General features: G+C 47.0%; 13 protein-coding genes. 5 read left to right on the top strand and 8 right to left on the bottom strand.

What is annotated here, in order from left to right; genetic code table 11:
• Positions 1–3: 3 nt before the first annotated feature.
• Genes porQ through Q0090_RS04195 form a run of 3 tightly spaced genes read left to right on the top strand, consistent with a single transcriptional unit; the run spans position 4 to position 2693 of the window.
• A complete protein-coding gene (porQ, locus tag Q0090_RS04205; RefSeq protein WP_297947764.1) occupies positions 4–1059 on the top strand; it encodes a type IX secretion system protein PorQ in 1056 nt (351 codons plus the stop codon).
• A gap of 30 nt (positions 1060–1089) precedes the next feature.
• Positions 1090–1794 (top strand): (d)CMP kinase, encoded by a 705-nt coding sequence (gene cmk, locus Q0090_RS04200; RefSeq protein WP_297947762.1) that lies wholly within the window; start codon positions 1090–1092, stop codon positions 1792–1794.
• A gap of 2 nt (positions 1795–1796) precedes the next feature.
• A complete protein-coding gene (locus tag Q0090_RS04195) occupies positions 1797–2693 on the top strand; it encodes a 4-hydroxy-3-methylbut-2-enyl diphosphate reductase (protein ID WP_297947760.1) in 897 nt (298 codons plus the stop codon).
• Between the two features lie 304 nt (positions 2694–2997).
• Here Q0090_RS04195 and Q0090_RS04190 read toward each other — a convergent pair whose 3' ends face one another.
• The 4 genes from Q0090_RS04190 to Q0090_RS04175 form a co-directional block, all read right to left on the bottom strand.
• Positions 2998–5229, bottom strand: a complete 2232-nt coding sequence (locus Q0090_RS04190; protein ID WP_297947758.1) for a hypothetical protein — start codon at positions 5227–5229, stop codon at positions 2998–3000.
• 104 nt (positions 5230–5333) lie between these two features.
• A complete protein-coding gene (locus Q0090_RS04185) occupies positions 5334–7469 on the bottom strand; it encodes a hypothetical protein (RefSeq protein ID WP_297947756.1) in 2136 nt (711 codons plus the stop codon).
• A 102-nt stretch (positions 7470–7571) separates the two neighbouring features.
• On the bottom strand, positions 7572–10742 hold the full coding sequence (locus Q0090_RS04180) for a hypothetical protein (RefSeq protein ID WP_297947754.1): 3171 nt from the start codon (positions 10740–10742) through the stop codon (positions 7572–7574).
• A 111-nt stretch (positions 10743–10853) separates the two neighbouring features.
• Complete coding sequence (locus Q0090_RS04175) at positions 10854–13280, bottom strand: hypothetical protein (RefSeq protein ID WP_297947752.1); 2427 nt, start codon at positions 13278–13280, stop codon at positions 10854–10856.
• Between the two features lie 514 nt (positions 13281–13794).
• Here Q0090_RS04175 and Q0090_RS04170 point away from each other — a divergent pair.
• Complete coding sequence (locus Q0090_RS04170; RefSeq protein ID WP_297947750.1) at positions 13795–14727, top strand: nitronate monooxygenase; 933 nt, start codon at positions 13795–13797, stop codon at positions 14725–14727.
• Between the two features lie 65 nt (positions 14728–14792).
• On the opposite strand, the gene Q0090_RS04165 is transcribed toward Q0090_RS04170, so the two are convergent.
• The 4 genes from Q0090_RS04165 to Q0090_RS04150 all read right to left on the bottom strand — a co-directional run bounded on the left by Q0090_RS04165 (position 14793) and on the right by Q0090_RS04150 (position 21251).
• On the bottom strand, positions 14793–16214 hold the full coding sequence (locus tag Q0090_RS04165; RefSeq protein ID WP_297947748.1) for an MATE family efflux transporter: 1422 nt from the start codon (positions 16212–16214) through the stop codon (positions 14793–14795).
• A gap of 10 nt (positions 16215–16224) precedes the next feature.
• Complete coding sequence (locus Q0090_RS04160) at positions 16225–18765, bottom strand: Smr/MutS family protein (protein ID WP_297947746.1); 2541 nt, start codon at positions 18763–18765, stop codon at positions 16225–16227.
• A gap of 6 nt (positions 18766–18771) precedes the next feature.
• The gene (gene rseP, locus Q0090_RS04155) at positions 18772–20103 is read right to left on the bottom strand and encodes an RIP metalloprotease RseP (protein ID WP_297947744.1); all 1332 of its coding nucleotides are present in this window, start codon (positions 20101–20103) and stop codon (positions 18772–18774) included.
• Between the two features lie 209 nt (positions 20104–20312).
• A complete protein-coding gene (locus Q0090_RS04150) occupies positions 20313–21251 on the bottom strand; it encodes a hypothetical protein (RefSeq protein WP_297947742.1) in 939 nt (312 codons plus the stop codon).
• A 357-nt stretch (positions 21252–21608) separates the two neighbouring features.
• On the opposite strand from Q0090_RS04150, the gene Q0090_RS04145 reads away from it, so the two are divergent.
• Positions 21609–22235 carry a hypothetical protein gene (locus Q0090_RS04145; RefSeq protein ID WP_297947741.1) on the top strand — a complete coding sequence of 209 codons (627 nt, stop codon included), beginning with the start codon at positions 21609–21611 and terminating at the stop codon, positions 22233–22235.
• Positions 22236–22241: the final 6 nt, after the last annotated feature.

Below are 22241 nucleotides of genomic sequence, written 5' to 3'. Positions count from 1 at the left end.
TATATGGAAAGAAACAAACCTCTCTCCCCTCTTATGGCACATCTCTCGGTAGAAAAGATCTTTTCTCCCCCCCTTCTTTGGGCAGTACTTCTCGTGCTTCTACTCCCTACTTCGCACATTAAGGCTCAAGAGAGGGAGCAGTCGTTTACTTTTCTCAATATCCCAACATCTGCCCAAACAATGGCTATTGGTGGGCTAGCCCTCACCTATGTAGATGGAATGGATGGGCAAGCTTTTGACAACCCGGCTCTATACGGAGAAGAAGCCGCAGGGCGCTTATTTCTCTCCTATCTCAACTACATGTCGGGGGCACATGGCGCCAACGCTATGTATGGATTACCTGTGGGGGAGCGTGGTGCCTGGGCTGTGGGCGTAAGAGCACTAAACTATGGAAAACTTACAAGCTATGACAAAAACAACATACAAGGCTCTACCTTCTCCGCAACGGACGTTGCTCTGCAAGGAGTATTCAGCTACGAGCTAACCGATAAGCTACGAGGAGGAGTTGCCCTTAAGATGCTATACGGCAATATCGAACGGTACAATAGTTTTGGTGTTGCGGTAGATGCCGGAGTGAGCTATTACGATGGAGAGAAAGGTCTCTCTTTGGGTGCTGCAATCACGAATGCCGGAGCAACAATCAAAGGATACAGTGAGAGAAAGACTCCTCCGGCTTGGGATCTCCGGCTTGGCTTCTCCCAACGCTTTTTACATGCCCCCTTTCGCATCCATGCTACAGCCTATGGACTGAATCCCGTAATCCTCCGCTCTTCACTCAGTACCTCCCAGAAGTTTATGAGTCGCTTCGTTCGCCATTTCACATTGGGAGCGGAGTATCTTATGGACGATATGCTATGGATCGGTCTCGGTTACAACCCTAGAGTTGCCCAAGACCTCAAGGTGCAGAATGGTAATTTCCTCTCGGGGTTTTCTCTCGGAGTTGGCTTCAATCACCGTGCCTTCCGCCTTGGGATTGCAGCATCGCGCTACCATCCCTCTTCTCTTAGCCTCATGGTTACGTTTTGCACGAACTTTGGGAGCGATCAGTATGTTTTCTAAGTAGAATAATTCATATAAGTCTCTCTTCGTATGACGGATAGGAAGATTACAATTGCCATTGACGGCTATAGCTCTTGTGGCAAAAGCACCATGGCAAAAGCCCTAGCTAAGTCTCTAGGATATATCTATATTGATAGCGGAGCTATGTATCGCGCCATCACGCTCTACTCGCTACGACAGGGAATGTGGCCCCAAGGCGAGGTGGATCAAGAGCGACTAGCTAACGATATGCCTCAACTCAAGGTAAGTTTTAAGCGAGACAGCCAAGGACAACTACGTACTCTCCTCAACGATGAGGATATAGAAGAAGCCATCCGCACGATGGAGGTCTCCAATCATGTTAGCCCCATTGCCGCACTTCCCTTTGTTCGCACCGCGCTAACCCTACAGCAACAAGCCTTAGGGAGAGAGAAAGGGATCGTAATGGATGGACGAGATATCGGCACTACCGTTTTCCCCTTTGCCGAACTTAAGATATTTGTCACAGCTCGCCCCGAGGTGCGTGCCCAGCGCCGTTTTGACGAACTGCGAAGCAAGGGAGACACAACCTCTACTCTAGAAGAAGTCCTAACCAACCTAAGAGAACGGGATCGCATCGACTCCACTCGTGCCGTTTCTCCGCTACGCCAAGCCGAAGATGCCCGAGTACTTGACAACTCAGACCTTACGCTAGATCAGCAAGATGAGGTTGCTCTCTCGTGGGCTAGAGAGACCATCGCTCACTGCTCCGACTAAAAATGATTACCATCGAAATAGATCATCGGTCGGGTTTCTGCAACGGTGTCGTTCATGCCATCAAGAAAGCCGAGCGAGAGATGGCCTCAGCTCCAGAGGGAGAACTCCTCTATTGCTTGGGGGATATTGTACACAACAAAAACGAAGTCGATAGGCTCGAGAATATGGGGCTTTCCACCATTGATTACGAGCAATTCGATGCTCTCCGTGGCAAACGTGTACTCATTCGAGCACATGGGGAGCCGCCCGCCGTATATCAAGCCGCCCGAGAGCGAGGAATCACAATTGTAGATGCAACCTGCCCCGTAGTGCTCCAGCTGCAAAAGCGAATCCGCAAATACTACCAAGAGGGAGCAGCACAGCACACTCAGATTGTCATATTTGGCAAGAGAGGACATGCCGAAGTCAATGGCCTAGTAGGGCAAACCAACGGAGAGGCCATTGTAATACAAGAGCCCGAAGAGATTGAGCAACTCGACTTCTCTCGCCCCATCTCCCTTATATCCCAAACGACAATGTCTCTCGAGACCTTTGGAGAGATTGTAGAGAAAATTAAGCAGCGAATGCACCCGGGCGTAGCCTTTACCTTCGCCGACACCATCTGCCGACAAGTAGCCCTCCGCATCCCACACATCCAAGAGTTTGCCCTGTGTCACGACCGCATTTTCTTCATTGCAGGCAAGAAGAGCTCGAATGGGAAGGTGCTGTTTGAGAAGTGTCGCTCAACCAATCCTCAGACCTTTTTTCTCGGCTCCCCCGAGGAACTAACCCCCGATATGCTACCATCCGGAGAAGATGAAAGTATCGGTATCTGCGGGGCAACCTCCACTCCAAGATGGCAAATGGAGGCCCTAGCCAAGCATCTGCAGCAGCTACTCCCCAACAGCCAAATCCGCTAAGCAGGGGGCTTCATCCTCCCATCTCTTTTCCCGAATCTAAACCTGAATTTTACAGATTTCTCCTTACTAGAATAACGATCCGTCTAGTAAGAGATTATAAATCTTCGGTCCCCACCCCGAAATTTCGACACATCGGAATTTTCTTTTCAGCACGTCTGGAATCATTTTCCACGTCTGGAAAATTATGTTTTCGACGGTAGTGTCCGAAAAAGATTTACAGTCTCCACAAAGAGGGGGTATAATACAAGTGGGGGCCGGACAAGTCCGACCCCCACAAAATTGAAATTCGTACTAGGCTCTAATATTAGATAACCTTGCTGACTACATGACCGATACGTACGATGTAGGCATCCTCGCCGGGAAGAGCTACTTCTATTTCACGATCACCAAGTTCATTTCTGTACACAATTTGTCCCATTACGTCATAGACGTAAACGGCATCCCCATTAGGATTGGCAATAGAGAGTACTCCATTAGCCAAGCGAGCTGTAGGCTCCGTAAGAACGAGTGGAGTATTTGCAGTAATATTGCGTACCAAGCCCATCTTTGTGAAGGCGCTCGAGATCAGGTCTCTCTCAGTAGCCTTGATAGCCTTAACTCGGTGATAGAGAGCATCACCTTGTACGGCTTCGGGTACGGTCACATCAATAGAGGTACCATCAAAGAGAGGTTCGCCAAAGTATGGTGCGAGGTAAGATTCACCCTTCTTGAAACGTTGTGTTACCTTGAAGTTATCCACAAAGAGATACTCAGGCCCCTTGACTGCAAAGAGAGCTATGATAGAACGCTTACTACCATTCTTAAGCTGTACCCGATAGTCTTGCCAACGATTGATAATGGGCATCTCATTCTCCTCAGCGGGATATACAAGGTCTGCCTGCTCATAACGCTCTGTCTCTTCGTTGTAGTTGAAGAGGGCAAGAGCAGCTTGTGGGAATTGGTTGCTCTCCTTGGCATAAGCGCTATAGAGACTCATAGAGACGTTAATCACGCCACCTCCGTGTGAGAGGTCAAGCTCAGGAGATTGCATTGAGGCACTAACTCCGTGGTTGATATACTGCCAACCATCAAAGCCTACATAGTCTGTACACGGCGAGTAAGCGTACATCTCCCATCCCGGCATATGGAGGTCTTTCGGGAAGGCTCTACCATAGCTACCCGTAGGACGATTATCCACTGACCAACCGGTAGAATTGCCATCAAGATCCTTCACTCCGGTGAAGTCTTCATCAATAATTGTAACCTCAGAATCCTGATATACTCGTCTGTCATGATAAGCCATGTAAGCATAGCGTCCGGCAGAGGGAACCCCGGTCCAAGATGCAACGTAGCGTCCGGCAGTGAGTTCCGACACGTCCTTGAGTTCAGGTTTAGCAATACCATTTACAGCCTGATCAACAGAGCGGTAAGACTCCTTTGTTCCCTTTGCTGCGCGTACATTGTAGTAATAAGTGTACTGAGGCTCAACACCCGTTACCTTATAGCTGGTACCGGTCACCTCTTGTCCTACGATCACATCCTTACGTACCATAGGTTGCTGCCCCATAGGATTGGGAGGGTACATGGGATCGGGTTGCATACAGTAGACATCAATGAAATAGCGATCAGCTCCTTCAACGGCTTCCCAATTGGCAACAAAGCTATCGCCCATGAAGCTAGAGTGAGGGGTAACCTTTGGAATCGGTAGATAGGGCTCCATTTTGAAGATCTCAATATCATCGACAAGCATATCAAAGTGGAACTCTCCAGTCTCTGCGACTTCTCTACTCATAGGCATTACCATGAAGCCCATGTTGACAATGGTACTGTGACCGGCACCCGCAAAAACGACCTCATAGGTATTCCAGTCTTTCGATAGCGTAGTAATATTGGGCGAGAGTTGGCGTAGCACATCCCACGACCCTTTATAAGTCGGGAAGTCACTATCGCAATACCAAGAGGTCTCGGCAGATTCTACAAATAGACGTACAGCACAAAGCTCCGGATCAATCTCCTGCGTCACCTTGGCCTTAAAGCGTAGAACAATGATATTGTCACTATTAGGCTCCTCCTCGTGGAGAATGACATTCTTAAGATCTAGAGGTGGCGTATTAAGTTTTGCACCCTCCTTACTCCCGAGGTGGATGGTACCTCCGGCAGCGTGGGTATAACCCTTACCCTTACACTCTTCAAAGGTAAGATCCTTAAAAGATCCACCCCAGCCACGCCAATGGGTATACTTAGGGTCTATGTTTTGCCACATGCGATACTTATAGGTCCCATCAGGAGCACAGATGGTACCAACAGTGTCCGGTTCGGCCTCTGTACCGGCAGTCATTAGCGAGAAGTCCTCTCGGTGGAAGAGGGTTAACTTGCCCATAGATTCCGAGGGATGAGAGCCTTCCCGAAGAACCGACTTGCCATTTACTACAGTAATCTCTGCCCCTGCATTGCGGGGGTTAACGGAGGCTTTTCGACTCTGGAGCTCCTGAGCCGAGAGCGATGTGATAGTTGTCATCGATAAGACAACAGACATCAGTGTACTCGTTCTTTTCATAGGTCCTTACTAATATTAAGTGAATATGAGATTGAAGAAGAAGACCGACTACAAGAAGAGAAGGTTTTTCTCAAGCATTGTAATCGGTCCTTATGAATTAGAGATTAATAGAGGATAACTTTGTGCCGTTCTACATCCCCTGTAGCATCTGACACTACTAGCACGTAGACACCCGGATAACCGCTATAGACGAGTTGGTCTTGTGCTTGTGCAAGGCGAATCCCCTCTAAGCTATAAAGAGTGAGTTGGCTATCGGGATGAGTTGCCGTGATCGTCTGATTTGCAACTGCGATATTGGTAGTTGTACCATTTACAGCCTCTACAGCATTGGCTTGCCCCATCTTCATCTGTCCTATCAGTAGGTTGAACTGATCAACAGTGCGATCTCTAAATGCAAGACGCACTTCCTTACCTACAAACTTTGAGAGGTCTACCTTGTGAGCATGTAATACACAATAAAAACGCTCTTCATCCTCAATAGTTTCCTTCATATCCTGGATCTCCTGCTCCGCTTCAACTTCATAAATAGGCTCAGTTGAAAGGAATTTCTCAGGAGTCGTTGCCTGAGCATCTGCTACAATATATAGAGCATAAGTAGAGGGCATCTTACCATCCTCTGATGCAGCGACCCAATGGAACCAAGGAGATCCTGCCTCTACCTTAAAAGAAGGAGTAATGAGCCAATGGTCTGCGGGCTTATTAGGACGCTCAGCTACATACATACCATCCTCTTTAATTTCGCGACGGAAGGCCGAGGAAGACATGAAGAAAGTGTAATTGCTCCCCCCCTTAACCGGTAATACACGATCTATAAAGCCTCTGTCGATATTACATCCGAGAGACTTTGCTTGGATGTTAGGGATAAGTAGCCCCTTGTCGTAGATCAAGAAGTCTCCCGAACGGTTGGGAGGGAAGAAAGAACCTGCACGGCGCTTGTAAACCAAAGACTTACGATCCTTACGATACTGATTAGGCTTATCGATCTCGGGATCATAGGTTTCATTGATCCACTTGAGGATGGGCATAGTACCATTGATGTGATGTCTATCTGCCTCAAAGAGAGACACCCCTCCATCGTTGAGAGTTGTGATGAACTCGGGCGAAGTACACTCTGCATGTGTCTTAGCCTCTCCTAGTGAATACCCTAGCTGAGCATCAGCAGAACCATCAGACTTCACGATATAGCGATCCTTGTTATAGAAAACCTTATCCACAGTAAGCGGAAATCTATTCCCTGTATGGAAGGCACAGATAGGTCCAAAACATCGAGTATAAGCGGCCATTGTCTGACCATAGTTATAAGAGTTTGAAATCAAACGATGAGGAATAGGACCATTATCATCTGTTAGGTTGTAAGCCACAACCCCGATCAAGCCTGCAGAGTTTGTACCCATTGAAGAGACGTCTCCCGCATTCATACAACTCCTAAGCTCTGGATAATCAAAAATGAATTCTTGAGTAGACTGAGGCATGTATCCAAGGATACCACCAGCAAATCCATCCTTTGCCCAAATGTCTCCAAAGTTGGCACAACCTATTATAGTGGTGTTGGGCGAAGAAGCAATGATACCCCCTGCGGTCTTGTGTATACCCTGACCATAGACAGCGACATTGGCATAGTTAACGCACTCAATAATCTTCATGTTTTTGCCCAAAGAGGAGCCAACGACACCTCCCCCACTGCTCCAGCAAGAGATGCGCACATCAGGCCCAACCTTACAACGAGTGACAGTACACCCTTCGGTGATACGCCCTGCAATGGCTCCTACGGATGCAAAACCATAGATATGCCCGGAGGCAATAACAACATTCTTAACGGTAGCTCGAGGACCGAGAGCCCCAAAAAGACCTACAGCCATGTGAGCCTCATCTCCTTCAACTTCTAGCTGTAGCTTATCATAGATATTGAGATTGTAAATCTTGTGCATGCCTCCATCATACTCACCCTGGAAGCAACGATTCTCATCTCGGTGGAAATCTTCGATGAGAGGCCCCCCAATAGGCAGTACCGGCGTCCCCTCTGAGAAGGTAATGTCTGCTGTTTGCTTAAGATATTTCCCAGCAAAGCTATTGGATTTATCCACCTGCTCAGCTAGTGTACGGAGGTCCTGCTCCGTAGCAATTTGATAAGGATTTGATTTAGAGCCATCACCCCCGGAGAAGAGACCTTGCCCAAAAAGAGTGTGCGAGGTACCCAATAATAGGAGTGAGACTACTGATAACTGTTTTAGTAAACGCATTACTTATATCTGTATTATTTAGTTGCAAAGTCTATAACAAGCCCCCCATCCCGGGTCTTCTATAGCAAAGAAGACTCAGAGATGAAGGGCACAAGGATGAGACTACTTAGCAATGACCTTCGTAAAGATCACAGAACTATTTGTTAGTTCAAGGCGAACTAGATAAATACCTTCTTGTATGCCAGTAGCAGAAATCATATGACCAGCCATGTCATACACCTTCAAATCGGTATAGGGAACATTTACCTCAATAGATCCGTCTTGTACCGTTACGTGAACATTCTGATTAGCGATCATATCTGCACCATCAGGGCTAGAGAAAGAAACTCTATTTTGAGCAGCATTGAGAACCTCATTAGCGAGGAGTCGCTTATCATTGTTTTCTACGTTATCATTGGTAGGAAGCTCTTGATAGTAGTGTAGGAATGCAACTACATTGGCCTGCTTCATTGCATCCTCTAGGGTATTATTGCTACCCTCTAGAAGCATTGCATTGTCTTCAAGCTTACCTGTCGTAGCATTTGTTGAGTTGATGGGAAGTTCCTTTACAATCTTGAAGTCTCCATTCTCATCGAACTTCACTTCAGTACCCTTGAAACCAGCATCATCTACATATCTAAGAACATTAGTGTGTACAAAGCCTGGGATGGGAGAAGCACTATACTTCTGATCACGAGTTGCTATCTGATCTTGGGTAACCATGATCGTTAGATATACAGGGCGAGAGCGATCCAGACGAGCTGAAGCATGCCCCTCTACGATAACGTTAAGTTTATTGTTGTCCTTCGTGAACCAAGGCTTAACCTCTAGGCGTACAGAAGCAGGATTTCTCTTTGCATCGTCTACAACCTTTTCTAGTTCTGTTTGATTCTTTATGATACCACATACAGAACCATTCTTTCCTCTTGCATCGTCGAGTGCAGCCACAGGCTTACGATTGAACATATTGGTCGGAGAGCTGGGTCTTACCAACGTGATATCACCATTATCATTTCTTACGCCATAGAATGGAGCCAAGCCCTTGCTATAGGAATGCTCCATAAAGTCGGGAGCAAAGAAAGAGTGGTGAGATACAACAGCTAGATTCTTGCGGATCTTTTCGTTTTCGGGTTTGTTGATAAGCTCATCCATCCATTTCACACCAGCGGGGCAGTATTGACAAGCCTCAGAAGTAAAGACTTCTACAAGGGTCGTACGCTCAAAAACTTCGTCTCTTCTGAGAAGTTCTAGATCAGCTGTTTGTACAGAAGGAGTCTTGAGAGCAACTCCATTTACTTCAAGAAGTTTGACAGTTAGCTTAAGTTTACCAGAGACCCCATCGTGATTAATCGCTTGCAACTCAACAGCTTGTGTCAAAGAAGAAGACAAGTATTTGGGTAGCTCTACGGTCTGCTCCTGCTTTTTACCGCCTAACTCTGTCTCAACCTTAATAGTAGTGATATCCTTGATACCGGAGTTGAAGAGATCTACAGTAGGCTTCAACTCTTCATCTGTGAAGGCGAAGGCAGGTACTGTAAGACCACGCAACTCACCACGATTTTGGATTGTGGGATCTACAGCCTTAGGTTCAATGATGACCTGCATCAAAAGAGGACCTTCCCACTTGTTCACCTTGCTATTGAACTGAGCCTCACCAATGGTATAAGTACTCCAGTTTGTTGCAATCCAAGCGGAGTTAGGATCTTCTCCGGGAGTATGGTAGCTACGTACAAGGATCCCGCCCTTAGCGGCAGCATCGTAAGCGTAAGCCCCTGCAAAGAACTCGCTTTCCTCTGTAATTAGATAGGGATTAGCAAAGAAGAGACTATTCCATCCATCCTTAAATTTACCTACGGAGGTTACCTCGATAGGCTCCCAAGGAGTAATAACTACGGGGTTATTGATATCCGTTCTATCAAGAGTTAGTACAGTCTTAGCAAGGAAGATACAAGGGAGTTTAACATCGAAGTAACCAGGATTGTCATTAACCTGGTTCTCTTGCAAACAAGCAGCAGAGGCAAAGCGAACACCTACTACCTTGCTACCAATATGATCCTTAAGCAACTCCTTGGTTATCTTGATGGCACCACCATGGTAACCAGCCCAAGATGGACCTGAAGGCTCAACAGCCTCGTAGTTAGGAGCTTCATAGCCACAATATCCTACATAGAGGTAATTATTATCCTCTTCGACATTATCAAAATAGGCCGGTGCGGAGTACATCGACTTGTTTAGGTTACGACGATCTCCATAAGATGGCGAATTGTCGGTATACAACATACGATAAGCAATGCGCTCACCATCTGCCTTTGCAGCATTGAGATCTAAACAACGAGAGTCGATAGGTGAATTATTTCCCGATGCAAAGTCATACGAATATTTCACTTTATAGCGCTCAGGACCCAAAGGTATATCCTCAGGATTGTCACTATGTGACTTAACCAATTGGAATGGGATGATGAGGTAGTAAGTGCTACGGAAAGAGGTTTCACCCTTCTTAAGTTGCTGCTTTACTGCAAGTTCTCCAGAGAATTCCACCTCTGCAAAGTCATTAATTTCAATGATGACACGGTTACACCAAGTACCACCATCGAAGTCAAAGCTAAACTTATGAGCCTTACCATCGTTGGGGAGCGTAAAGTCCTTAACACCAGGTACACCGCCAATATAATTGAGCTCTTCTCCATAACCAAAGATTTTCATCTTGACAGATTGGCCGTTTGCTTGTAGTGCCTTTGCAGTAAACTCTACCGTGTACTTTCTGTCGCCATTGGAGAGGTCCATGACGGGAGATGTAATACGTGCATTAGCCCCAATCATATCAGCGGGCAAACCAGAGCCCTCCATATCCTTGGCATTGACAGAGAACCCGTTAGGAGTCCAATAGAGCAACGCCGTACTCCAGTCTGTTTGAGAGAGTTGATCATTGAGGTAGGTCTGCACGTAAGATACCTGCTTTCTGGTACCATCGGGATTGGGCTTGATGACTGCATTAGCGATCTTATAAACGCCATCTTTCGTAGCCTTAATCTCTCTAGTGATGATGGAACGGAAGAATACTTCGTTCCATGGGGTTCCATCGCTATTCTTCTGCTGTACGCTAACATTGCTCCAAGTAGCCGTAAAGCCATTGGCTGTCACATTAGCAGGCGACTCTAGAGCAGGAGGAGCCAAAGAGATCTTCCACCCCTTCCCTTGAGCCGAGAGCGACAAGGTTGAAAGGAACCCACAGTAGACAAGGAGACACAATGTGCACCAAAATCTACTAGTAAATGAGTAGTTTTTCTTGTTCATTTTGTTCGATTCTATTTATTACTAACCAGTGAATTCGAGTAGCAACCCCCGCAGCAATACGCTGGAACGCATTGCCTAGGGGAATTGTTATTGTCTATCTAAGAGAGAAAGTTATTTCACAACCTTGTAGACATTGCCTTCTACAAGTACATAGTAAATACCCTCTGGTAGATCGCCGAGAACGATCGGTGAGGTCTCAACCTGACGAGAGAGAATAAGCTCACCGAGTGTATTGTATAAGAATATCTGAGCCGGAGCCGATAGACCTTCGATACGTAGCTGTCCGTCTTTTATAAATACGATATAGCCTGCATGGGCAGGAGTATCTACGGCATTGTTTTGTACTAGGACAGCTTCAATCTTTAGGTCCTTAGAGACTGTAAATTTGATCGAAGACATCTTAGCACCTTCTGCATAGTCAGAACCATTGATCACCCACTTTTCTAGCAACCAATTGGAGCCCTCTGGTAGAGTTACTTGGCAGGTTATCTCTGTACCTTCAACCACCTTAGAGCCGGAAGCGATCGCCTCATTCGTCTTCGTATTAGTTACCACTAGCTTACCTTGAGCCTCTGGTTTAATACTATAGGATAGTGTGTACTCAACAACCTTCTTGATAAAGGAAACTTCTACAGTCTGGTCCTTGTCCATCATAAGCTCAATAGAGAGCCCCTTATCGGATAGCGTAGAACCATTGACAATCCATTTCTCTAGTTCGAAGCCCTCGTTAGGTGTAGCTGTAAGTCTAACCTTAGTATCTGTATCTACAGCAGATCCGGAAGAGATAGTCTCGCCACTCTCTCTATTTGCAACAAGCGAACCATTAGCACCTGCAGTATAGGTTAGTTTGTAGGATGTGGGAGCGGGAGCTGCACAAACAACCTTGATATTTGTTTCACCTTCAATGAAGAAAGAGGTTTCCTTAACGCCAGCGAGGTCTTCTCTTAGGATACCATTGACGAACCACTCCTTAACCTCGTTTGTCCCGGGGTTAACCCAGAAAGTAACCTCTGTTCCTTCCTCAATGCGATCTCCACTCTTAGGGAAGGTGAATGTAGCATCTTCGGGATTCTTTTTGTATTTAGCGATCATGATTCCGCCCTCTATTGACCAAGATACGGGGTACTCAACGGCCGCTCCCTTCACAAAGGTCACACGGATCTTCGTAGGTCTACCGATCTCAGTTTCTAGCGTTAGCTTTCCGGCATAGGCCTGTTGGGGCTCTTCATTTACATACCACTGGTCTACACCATAGCCCTTGTCTGGTTTAGCTGTTATAGCGACAGTTGTACCTGAAGGTATAGACTGTCCTGATTCAAACGAAGTAATACCAGAAGGTAGATATACCTCTGCCTTTTCGATAGATCCGTGTTCTCCTGCAGAATAGTCTACCTTGTAGCCAGACTTACCAGGCTTGAAGGTGGCAAGAATAGTTGCAGGCTCTTTTATTGTAAAGACATATAGTTCGGGGTCTTCCTCGCTAGGTTGTACCTCTTCATTATTGTAGTACCACTTATCTATCATGTAATCTGGGTTGGGCGTAGCACGTACCGAAAGCTCTACTCCTTCTTGGATATCTTTTTCCCAGTCAAATGAAACATTGTATCCATCTTCGGGGTCAACGAAGAATGCCGTTACGCTACCACCCTGTCCCTTCTCTACTTTGATATGGTGCTTAGGAGGAAGAGCCTTAAGTACAGCCTTTACGGTGAGGTTGTCGGTAAGGGACATTTGGAGTCTCTGTGGCATATAGAGATTAGGTTCTTCCTCTACCCCATTGACAATCCACTTATCAACCTTATAACCCTCATTGGGGGTAACAAAGAAGGTAATTTGCGACCCCTCGGGCAACTCTTCTCCCGAAGAAAACTGAGTATCCCAATTGTTCTTAAGATAGCTAGCTTGTATACTACCATTCTCTTCTACAGAGAAGTCCACCTTATAGAATTTGATCTGCTTAAAGCGCACTTCAATATCTAGGGGAGTACTCGTAAATGTCCACAATTCGGCAGAAGAACTTTGGGGTTTACCATTAATCAGCCATTGTTCTACAGCATAGCCAGGGTCAGCCTCCGAAACAATATGGACACTTCTGCGTGTGGGCAGTATATCGCCACTCTCAAAAGGAATCCAATTATAATCGGCATCCATACGTTCGGTCTTTGCGATCTTACCACCGGAGCCGGCTTTGACCGTAACCTTAAAGCCCTCTGCAGGAAGCGGGAGAACCTGAGCCTCTAGATTATTCTCTCCGCTCTGTACCGTGTACTTAATTTCTTCCTGGTATGGAAACTCTTCGTTACCGTTAATCTTCCATCCTTTGACGTAGGTTGTTTCATAGTTGGTAAGATTTACCCGAAGCATAATCTCCGTACCAACTGCAATAGCATCACCAGACTTGACCTCTTGGTAGTCAAGCGTGTTAGCACGCACCGTTCCCCCTGATGTAGAGGAAAAGTTCACCACTGCTGTCGTTTGAGCCATACCCGTCAGAGTTATGGAAAGCAGTGTAAGCATCATTAGTAATGTTTTTTTCATAAGCAAAGAACACCTAGTTACAGTATCTAATCCTTTGTATCAATAAGTTAGCGGAACCGACTGCGGAGAATCTGTCTGCGCTTCCTACTCACTCTCTTGATTTTGGGGCTAAAGTTATAAAATAATCTCAGAAAGGCAAAACGCAATCACTCTTTTTCTTGCATAAATATTCTTCTTACAAATAGAAACATATCCAAGCTATCTTCTTACAACTTGAAAACACACAGATAACATGGGGATTTCTAAGCATCTTCTTCACCCTCTAGGAGATTACCTACTTCTTCAACAGTAGTAAATACTCCGAATCTATTGTATAATAGCCCATATTCAACTTGCCTGTCTGCGTCCTTTTGCTTTTTTTGCTAGTCAACGGGAAAAATTCCACTTTGGGATACAAATTTGACAGATCCTCCTAGTAGCAAAGAATCTCCCATGAGATTAGCTGTAATCAACGAGAAAGACGTAAGTTTGCATCTATGATTGATGCAATTAAATCCTATAATAATATAGCATAATGACGAAGACAAATAGACTCACCTCGCTCCTCGGGATAGAGAAACCTATCATATCGGGGGGAATGGTTTGGTGTAGCGGCTGGCGTTTGGCAGCGGCTGTAAGTAATGCCGGAGGGCTTGGACTCATCGGAGCCGGCTCCATGCACCCCGAGACTCTCCTTGAACATATCCAAAAGTGTAAGCAAGCTACAACTCGTCCTTTTGGCGTAAACGTGCCTCTCCTCTACCCGGAAATGGATAAGATGATGCAGATAATTATGGACGAAAAGGTGCCCATTGTAGTAACTTCTGCCGGAAATCCTAAAACTTGGACAGGCAAATTGCACGAGGCGGGATGCAAAGTACTGCACGTTGTTAGTAGCGCCAAATTCGCTCAAAAGGCAGAAGCCGCAGGAGTAGACGCCATCGTGGCAGAAGGTTTCGAGGCCGGCGGTCACAATGGTAGAGAGGAAACAACCACGATGTGCCTTATCCCTTCCGTTGTAGACGCTGTAAAGATTCCGGTTATTGCCGCAGGCGGTATTGCCTCAGGCCGTGCCATTGCAGCAGCTCAGTGCCTAGGGGCGGAAGGAGTACAGATCGGTACCCTTTTTGCTCTAAGCGAGGAGAGTTCGGCACACCCCGACTTCAAGCAGGCTTGCTGCGCTGCAGGAGAAGGAGATACAGCCCTTGTACTCAAAAAACTTGCTCCAACACGATTGCTGAAAAAAGGCTTTTGGGAACAAGTTGTAGCCGCAGAAGATCGTGGAGCAAGCGCCGAAGAAATGCAGGCTCTACTAGGCAAAGGCCGTGCTAAAAAAGGGATCTTCGAGGGAGATCTAGCTGAGGGAGAACCGGAAATTGGACAGGTAACCGCTCAGATTTCATCCATCCGATCGGTTGCCGAGATCATGCAAACCCTCAGCGAAGAATATGACAAAGTAATGAGCTAAAGCCGCTATCCGCAAAAACATTCTCTCCCAAAGAGAGAGTACATATAAGGTGCTATTGAGGTGAATCACCCCTTTAGCACCTTTTCTTTTGCCTCGTCCGGCTCGTGAGTATACCGCTTCAGCAAGCGAGGGATCTGGTATAGCACCATCAGAATACTGGTAATACCGGCCAAGGTATCCGCTATAGGCATCGAAACCCAAATCCCTTTAGTCCCCATAAAAATAGGGAAGATAAGAAGGCATGGGATAAGGTAAACGACTTGGCGGGTAAGGCTCAAAAACATCGATTTACCACTCTTACCTAAACTCTGGAAAAACTGCACACTCGTGATTTGTACACCAATAATAGGGAATGCCATCATGGCGATCCCCAGAGCCTGCGTTGTAAAAGTAACAAGGGCACCATCCCCTTCTCTAGAGAAAGCCTGTACAATTAAACTGGGAGTAAATAGGGCCATTGCAAAACCAATAGCCGCTACAGAAACATTCACTAGGACGGCTAACTTATACGTATCTATGGAGCGGCGTATCTTACGCGCCCCAAGGTTGAACCCGACAATCGGCTGCATCCCCATAGAAACCCCCACCATAAACTGGATGAATAACTGGGTAATACTAAGGATAATTCCATAGGCAGCTATGGAGATATTAGCTTCTGCAGTAGAGGCGGCATAGTACACAAAACTCCGATTCATGATGATGTTGATAAGGCTATTGACAATCATCATGACGAAAGGAGCAATGCCGATGGAAACAATTGCCAACATCATCTTGAAGTCCGGACGATAGTCGCCCCAAGAACGAGAGAAGTGGAGCGTATGACGCTGATTGAAGAAGTGACTCATGACAAACACAGCAGCCACAATCTCCGAAATGACGGTTGCCCAAGCCGCCCCCTTTATGCCCCAACCAAAATCAAAAATAAAGATGGGGTCTAGGATACAATTGAGCACAGCCCCAAGGAGCATCGAAATCATGGCTTTATGGGGATAGCCGGATGCTCGCATGATGGCATTGTAACTGAAACAAAGGTCTGATACAATATTGGCAGGGACTACAATATAGAGATACTCCTTGGCGTAGGGAATAATTATGTCGTTAGCCCCAAAGAGATGCAACAGAGGATCCATAAAAAGCAGAACCATGGAGCATATAGTCACATTGAAAAGGAGCGTAAGCATAATGGCATTACTCAAAAGACGCTCTGCCGTCTTATGGTCATTCCGCCCTAGATAGATAGAGACACGAACAGCCGCCCCACTCCCTACCAACATACCAAAAGCCACCAAAAAGAGAAGAATGGGCAATGTTATTGCCATACCGGCTAGGGCATCATCTCCGGCCCCCTGCCCTATGAAGATACGGTCTACTATGTTGTAGAGAGCATTGACTACCGCTCCTATCACCGAGGGGAGGGCGTAAGTGAATAGGAGGCGTGGTATAGGAGCATTTTCGAGTTTGTGGAGTCTCTCTTCTTCTCTACTCATCTGTTTTTCGTTATAGTTCCACTATTGTTATACCGGCTCCTCCGAAGCGCACATCTTCGTCGTAGAATCGGAGCACATAGGGGCGCGTGGGAAGCATCTGACGAATGCTCTGGCGTAGGGCTCCAGTGCCCGTCCCATGCAGAATACGTACCCGGTGACAACCTACTTGTATTGCCTCATCGAGGTAGTACTCAACAGCTTGTAAGGCATCTAAGGCACGCATTCCCCGCACATCGAGTTCTTCTCGGAAGTTAGTTTTCTTCTCATGGATGTGCTCGGTTATGTTACTGGAGATGCGCTCGGTGAGAGCTGAAGTTTTTGGGGTATTTCCCGCCACTCGCTCCAACTTACTTACCTCAATCATTGTTTGCATAGTTCCCCCGAGAGCAACGAGAGCCTGACGCCCACGCAGCTCTAATAGAGTGCCCTCTATACCGTTTTGTGATACGATCCGCACCTTACATCCCTCTTCCAGGGGTAAAGTTTTGGGCGGTTGGGGAGCGATTTGGTCAGCTTCGTCAGAGGCTTTGCGGCGCTTCTCTTCTTTTCGTTTACGCCTATTCTCTATACGTTGCCACTCTCTATCAATGGCCTGACTAGCCTCCGATTGAGCCGCTTCGCCATGAGCGAGGGTTGTCTCTTGGGCGAATTGCTGCAACTCTTGCCGTGCTAGGAGCGTCTTTTCGCGCTCGGCATTACTCTCTTTAATTTCTCGAATGGTGCGCTCAATACGGGCGTTGCTCTCCTTGAGCAGTCGTTGTGCTTCGTCTTGAGCTTGGGCTAGCACCTCTTTGCGTGAGGAGTGCAACTTGGCAAGTGCAGAGCGATACTTCTCTATTTCCTCCTCAAGCTGCCTCTCTTGGCGGCGTATATTGTCACGCTTCTTCTCCCAATAGCGTTTGTCTCGAGCAATCTCTTGTACGTACTTATCCGTATCAAGCATCTCTTTCCCTACCAGGCTTTCCGCCATCTCCAGCACCCCTTTGGGTAAGCCCGATTTCTTAGCGATCTCAATCGCAAAGGAGCTACCCGGCTGACCAATGGATAGGCGGAAAAGAGGACGCATAGCCCCTCGGTCGTAAAGCATAGCTCCATTGATAATGCCTTGGTGGCAAGAGGCGTATTGTTTGAGGTTACGGTAGTGCGTAGTAATAAGAGCAAACGACTTGTGTGCATTAAACTCCGCCAAAAGAGCTTCGGCAATAGCTCCGCCTAACTCAGGTTCTGTACCGGCTCCGAATTCGTCTATGAGCAAAAGGGAGCGGGGGGAGGCTATCCTGCAAAAGTGGCGCATGCTCACCAGGTGCGAACTATACGTACTAAGATCGTCTTCGATACTCTGATCATCCCCTATATTGATGGCTAGGGAAGAAAAAAGACCGGCTGTAGAGTCGGGATGTACCGGGATAGGCATCCCCATTTGCAGCATGTATTGTAGTAAAGCACAAGTCTTGAGGCATACCGATTTTCCCCCCGCATTAGGACCCGAGATAAGCAAAATACGCGCATTCGGGGCCTTGAGTGCCAAATCAATAGGCACTAACTCCCGTTGCTCGGCTTGTAGGGTTCGGCGGAGAAGAGGATGCCTCGCCTCTTTCCAATCCAAATAGGGACGTGGCTCTATAACGGGCACAATGGCTCGCTCCTCTTGTGAGAAACGGGCGATAGCAAAGAGAGCATCGAACACCCCTACCAACCGGTACATGGCAAATAGAGAGGGGATATGGGGGCGAATATCATCGGCAAGGAGTATCAGGATACGAATAATCTCCCTGCGCTCGGCGGCATCTAGCTCTCGCATTCGATTGTTCGACTCAACAATCTCGATAGGCTCTATAAAGACCGTCTTCCCACTACTCGACTCGTCATGTACAATCCCCGGGATATTCCGCTTATAGCTTGGATTCACCGGTATTACGGGGTGCCCATCTCTCAGAGAAGGGCGAGCCTCTTCGTCTGCCCAGCCCTCACGTATTGCCTGTGCCAATAGAGAGCGAATCTGTCGCGCCATGCTACGCTCTACCGACGAACGCTCCGTACGGATGGCTCGCAGCTCGGGAGAGGCTGAGTCTTGTATTCGACCGAAGCGATCGAGCAGGCTATCAATCCGCTGAGCGATATGAGGGAGCAAAAGCCCCTCGGGGAGCAGTTGCAAAAGAGCAGGATAGCGAGGCGATTCTCCGCTCTCGGGGTCTGTCGCTTGCTGATAGCCCAAAAAACGATAGAGATGCTCCATCGTACGAATGGCTTGCAAGAGATGCGGCAGGCGATCCTCACTCAGATAAGTACCCTCAGGGCGTATCCCATCAAGCGAACCACGAAGGTCTTCGAGCGAAAGAGAGGGAAAGTCTCGCCCCTCTTGTAGTATGAGAAGCAACTCCTTTACGCGCTCCAGACGCTGCAAAATAAGGGTAGAATCATCCTCTGCACGGAGGGCATCAATCTCCTCCTTCCCCATCAAGCTACATGTTTTTTTCTTCAGTAGCTCACGCACTTGGTCGAACCCGACCTTTTCTTCAAAGGCTCGAGGATAGGTCTTTAGTAGCGACATAGAGGATTAGAAATGAAAGAGGGTGCGGAAGAAGTCGTTGCCATTAGCATAAAGCAAAAGGGCAAGAAGCAGAACAAAACCTATCTTATTGGCTTTGAGTATCGTCTTATCACTGACTCTTCTACGAGTAATAATCTCCCAAAGAGTAAAGAGGATATACCCACCATCCAGCATCGGGATCGGGAGGAAGTTCATAAAGGCAAGAATCACCGAAAGAAGGGCTGTAATGCTCCAAAAGCGATAGGGATCGAAGAAGTTATCAAATAGCTTCCCTATGGATATGAAGCCTCCCATCTGCTGGGCCCCCTCCTTGGTAAACACATATTTCATGTCCCCTACATACCCTTTGAGCGTATTGACAGCTCGGGAGCAACCTGCCGGCACACTCTGCAACAGGGTGTATCGTATCTCCTCGGTAGGATATATCCTATTTATATCGGCAAGAAGTTGCACACCAATGCGCCCCGCAGTATCAGGCTGAAGGGTAGCCGTAAGAGTATCTCCGGCTCGGAGCAATTGCAACGAATGTACTCGATTGCGTTGCTCTCTAAAGATAAGTTGGGCATCCGTGGCATCCACAATTGGGAGGCTATCTACCTGCAAGAGGATATCCCCCGCCTGCAGCCCCACTCTCGCAGCAGCAGTATTGGGGAGCACACTATCCACAATAAAAGGGATCTGCATACCCATAAAGCCAACGCCCTCAGCCATCACCTGCTGCATCATATCGCTAGGCATCACAATGGTTTTCTCTACCCCATCCCGACGTACTATCACCTTTTTTGCGGTAATCACATCTCGAATAAAGTTATTAGAAAGGGCATCGAGAGGCTTTCCATCGGCCGAAAGGATGATGTCATTATCTTGGAATCCTGCCTTATGAGCCGCAGGTGAGAAACTCATCCCAGCTGTAATATTGGCACTCGATAAGGAGGAATCTCCCCAGTGGAGTGCAATACTACTATAGATAACAACGGCAAGAATCAGGTTAAACAGGATACCTGCAATCATGATAATGAGCCGTTGCCAAGCCGGTTTTGCTCTAAATTCGTAGGGTTGAGGCGTAGACTTCTCATCTAACTCTAAGAAACGCTCGTCCACCATACCCGCCATAGAGCAATAACCCCCAAAGGGGAGCCAGCCTATGCCATAGACGGTGCCACTACGCTTCGATCGGTACTTAAAAAGAGCCCTTCCCCAGTCGAAAAAGAGGAAGAATCGCTCCACTCGTACCCCAAAGAGACGTGCCGCTAAGAAGTGGCCAAGCTCGTGAAATACGACCAAAATGCTCAGTGAGAGCATCAATTGCAACGTTTTAATTAGAAAGGCAACTAGCATGAAATTGGGGGGATTATAGGTGAAGAAACCCTCGGAGAGAGGGTCCTGTGGTAAGCAGAATAGATACACTCATTCATGCTTCAAAGGTACAAAAAAAGAGATGGTAGGCCTATTTCGAAAAAGTTTCTAGGCAATATAGGAGTCCATTTCCACCCCAAAACGATAGAATTTTAGGGTAGAAATGGAGTGCACTTTAGGGCAGAAAGTTTTTATAAATCACCTGTAGTTTCGAGCTCCGAATGATCCAAGATGCGATAGGCAATAGACCCCATACTATCCGTTTGGAAGACTCCTCCCTTAACAGAAACTTTGGCCGTACCCCTATCAATACCAAACCAAGCCCCCACCATATTTACACGGAATGTGGCCTCACATATCATTCCGGAAGGAGAGGAAACCCACGTGGGCGTAGTCTTCGATACCAGCTCTATACTCTTTACTCGGTAATGCTTATGGTTATAGGTAGTGCGCACAGAAGCCTCATGCTCCAAAGCCGGCATAATTGAGTCAATTGCACGCTCTATCTCCATATTGATCAGTTTCTTTCGTTTGGCATCAGTATGCTTCTCCCATAGGGTGGGTATGCTACTAAATCGCGACTGCTCGAATCGCGACTGCCGAGCCTCCACCTCTTCGTTAAACTCTTTGAGGGAAGAGTAGCTACTTGTAGCTATAGCTTCGATGGCTTGTATCTCGTCTCTAAACTCCAAGAGATCCGGCTCATAAACTTTGGCATTGGGGTACTTATTGAGCAAAGTTTGAGCTTCCGAAGTCTTCAAAATGACCAATAGGTTGTGAGTATTCTTGAGGATTTCTTCGAGAGAATGCCCTGTGTCGGAGGTGATTAGTTCGTATTGATTGCGAATGCGAAAGAGCCTGCACTTATCACGCTGATCCGCTAAAGCCCCACGTTTCTGACGCAACTCCTCTACATGGGCATTCTTGGGATGCTCTGTGATAAATAAGTCAAAGCGGTCTATGACTCCGTCAAGCGACTCTTCACTCGCCAGATTCCCCTCGGCTTGCAATTGCGCAGCATCTTGCAACAGCTCTCGGTAGAGTTTTTCTTTGCTTTTGCGCCCACACCCTGCAATTAGCAGGGAGGAAGCCAGCAAAATGGAGCAGAAAAAAGTTCGTGTAATACGCATATTATGTTTCTGGTTGGCTGCTAATCTGTTTTCTAGTTTCACTCTAATAGTGGAGAAAGATTCACCACAAAAAGAACAAACGAAGAGGGAATAAAGATTACGCTCCCCCTCTTTTTCATAGACAAATATACATCTTTCTTATACATCCCGATGCAACATTCCCCATTAATATTCCCCAAGGAAGACGAGAAATGAAGCCTAAGAAGCATAGATAGACACAAGGCTGTTGTCTCTAAAGGTTGAGGTGTATTACTACGACAGCACACACTCCCCTCAAAAATAAATGCCCAAGAGATTTATTTATGATACATTTCTATATCTTTGCTGTTGCACTTTGAATAAAAAAGTAACAGTTATATGACACACTACAATTGTCTTATAAGACCTATAAGACTTAGAGCCATTTCGGTTTCGGCCGTTCTGTTGCTCCTCTCTTCTTTTTTACTCGCCTCTTGTTCACCTTCTACCCCCCAACCGGACCCCTCAGGGAAGCAAGAAGGCCCCCAACTCCCAACGGGGGTTTTCACAAAAGTAGGAGCCAACATAGAAGAGGTGCGAGCCTTTGAAGACAAGCAGAAAGACCACCAAGCCGTAGCCGCTATTCCTACAAAAGTAGAGCCCAACGATATCTGGACCTCTGTCTTCTACGTGCTCCTATCCGAAGATGAGCTCGCCCCCTGCAACGCCATCGCCTACTCTGGTCGTGGAGAGCGTCTCGAACGAGTGAACCTATTCATGCAAACCCGTGCCGCTTACCAAGAAAAAGTAGAGCCTTGGCTTCAGTATTATTATCGCCCCATAGGCTACACCGCAGATAATAGAGAGGTATATCAAGAGAAGTCTATCACCACACAGAGCCCTCAGGATATACTCGTAGCAGTATCCTTGGTCGACAACGCGACCGACCCCAAGAAAAGCGACTATAAGCTGATGTGGGTGCAACGAAAAGATATTAACATCACCACACCTGCAAGCAATAACTAACAAATT

The sequence above is a fragment of the uncultured Porphyromonas sp. genome (genome assembly GCF_938023125.1).
Classification (GTDB): Bacteria; Bacteroidota; Bacteroidia; order Bacteroidales; family Porphyromonadaceae; genus Porphyromonas.
The sequence above is the reverse complement of the archived record's forward strand: the minus strand, read 5'-3'. Positions and strand labels throughout refer to the sequence as shown.

Excerpts from the sequence above, each read along its gene's own strand:
- Q0090_RS04190 (WP_297947758.1), bottom strand. The coding sequence starts at position 5,229 with ATGAAAAGAACGAGTACACTGATGTCTGTTGTCTTATCGATGACAACT.
- Q0090_RS04165 (WP_297947748.1), bottom strand. The coding sequence starts at position 16,214 with ATGAGTAGAGAAGAAGAGAGACTCCACAAACTCGAAAATGCTCCTATA.
- Q0090_RS04195 (WP_297947760.1), top strand. The coding sequence starts at position 1,797 with ATGATTACCATCGAAATAGATCATCGGTCGGGTTTCTGCAACGGTGTC.
- Q0090_RS04150 (WP_297947742.1), bottom strand. The coding sequence starts at position 21,251 with ATGCGTATTACACGAACTTTTTTCTGCTCCATTTTGCTGGCTTCCTCC.
- Q0090_RS04175 (WP_297947752.1), bottom strand. The coding sequence starts at position 13,280 with ATGAAAAAAACATTACTAATGATGCTTACACTGCTTTCCATAACTCTG.
- Q0090_RS04180 (WP_297947754.1), bottom strand. The coding sequence starts at position 10,742 with ATGAACAAGAAAAACTACTCATTTACTAGTAGATTTTGGTGCACATTG.
- Q0090_RS04160 (WP_297947746.1), bottom strand. The coding sequence starts at position 18,765 with ATGTCGCTACTAAAGACCTATCCTCGAGCCTTTGAAGAAAAGGTCGGG.
- Q0090_RS04145 (WP_297947741.1), top strand. The coding sequence starts at position 21,609 with ATGACACACTACAATTGTCTTATAAGACCTATAAGACTTAGAGCCATT.
- cmk (WP_297947762.1), top strand. The coding sequence starts at position 1,090 with ATGACGGATAGGAAGATTACAATTGCCATTGACGGCTATAGCTCTTGT.
- Q0090_RS04170 (WP_297947750.1), top strand. The coding sequence starts at position 13,795 with ATGACGAAGACAAATAGACTCACCTCGCTCCTCGGGATAGAGAAACCT.
- Q0090_RS04185 (WP_297947756.1), bottom strand. The coding sequence starts at position 7,469 with ATGCGTTTACTAAAACAGTTATCAGTAGTCTCACTCCTATTATTGGGT.
- rseP (WP_297947744.1), bottom strand. The coding sequence starts at position 20,103 with ATGCTAGTTGCCTTTCTAATTAAAACGTTGCAATTGATGCTCTCACTG.
- porQ (WP_297947764.1), top strand. The coding sequence starts at position 4 with ATGGAAAGAAACAAACCTCTCTCCCCTCTTATGGCACATCTCTCGGTA.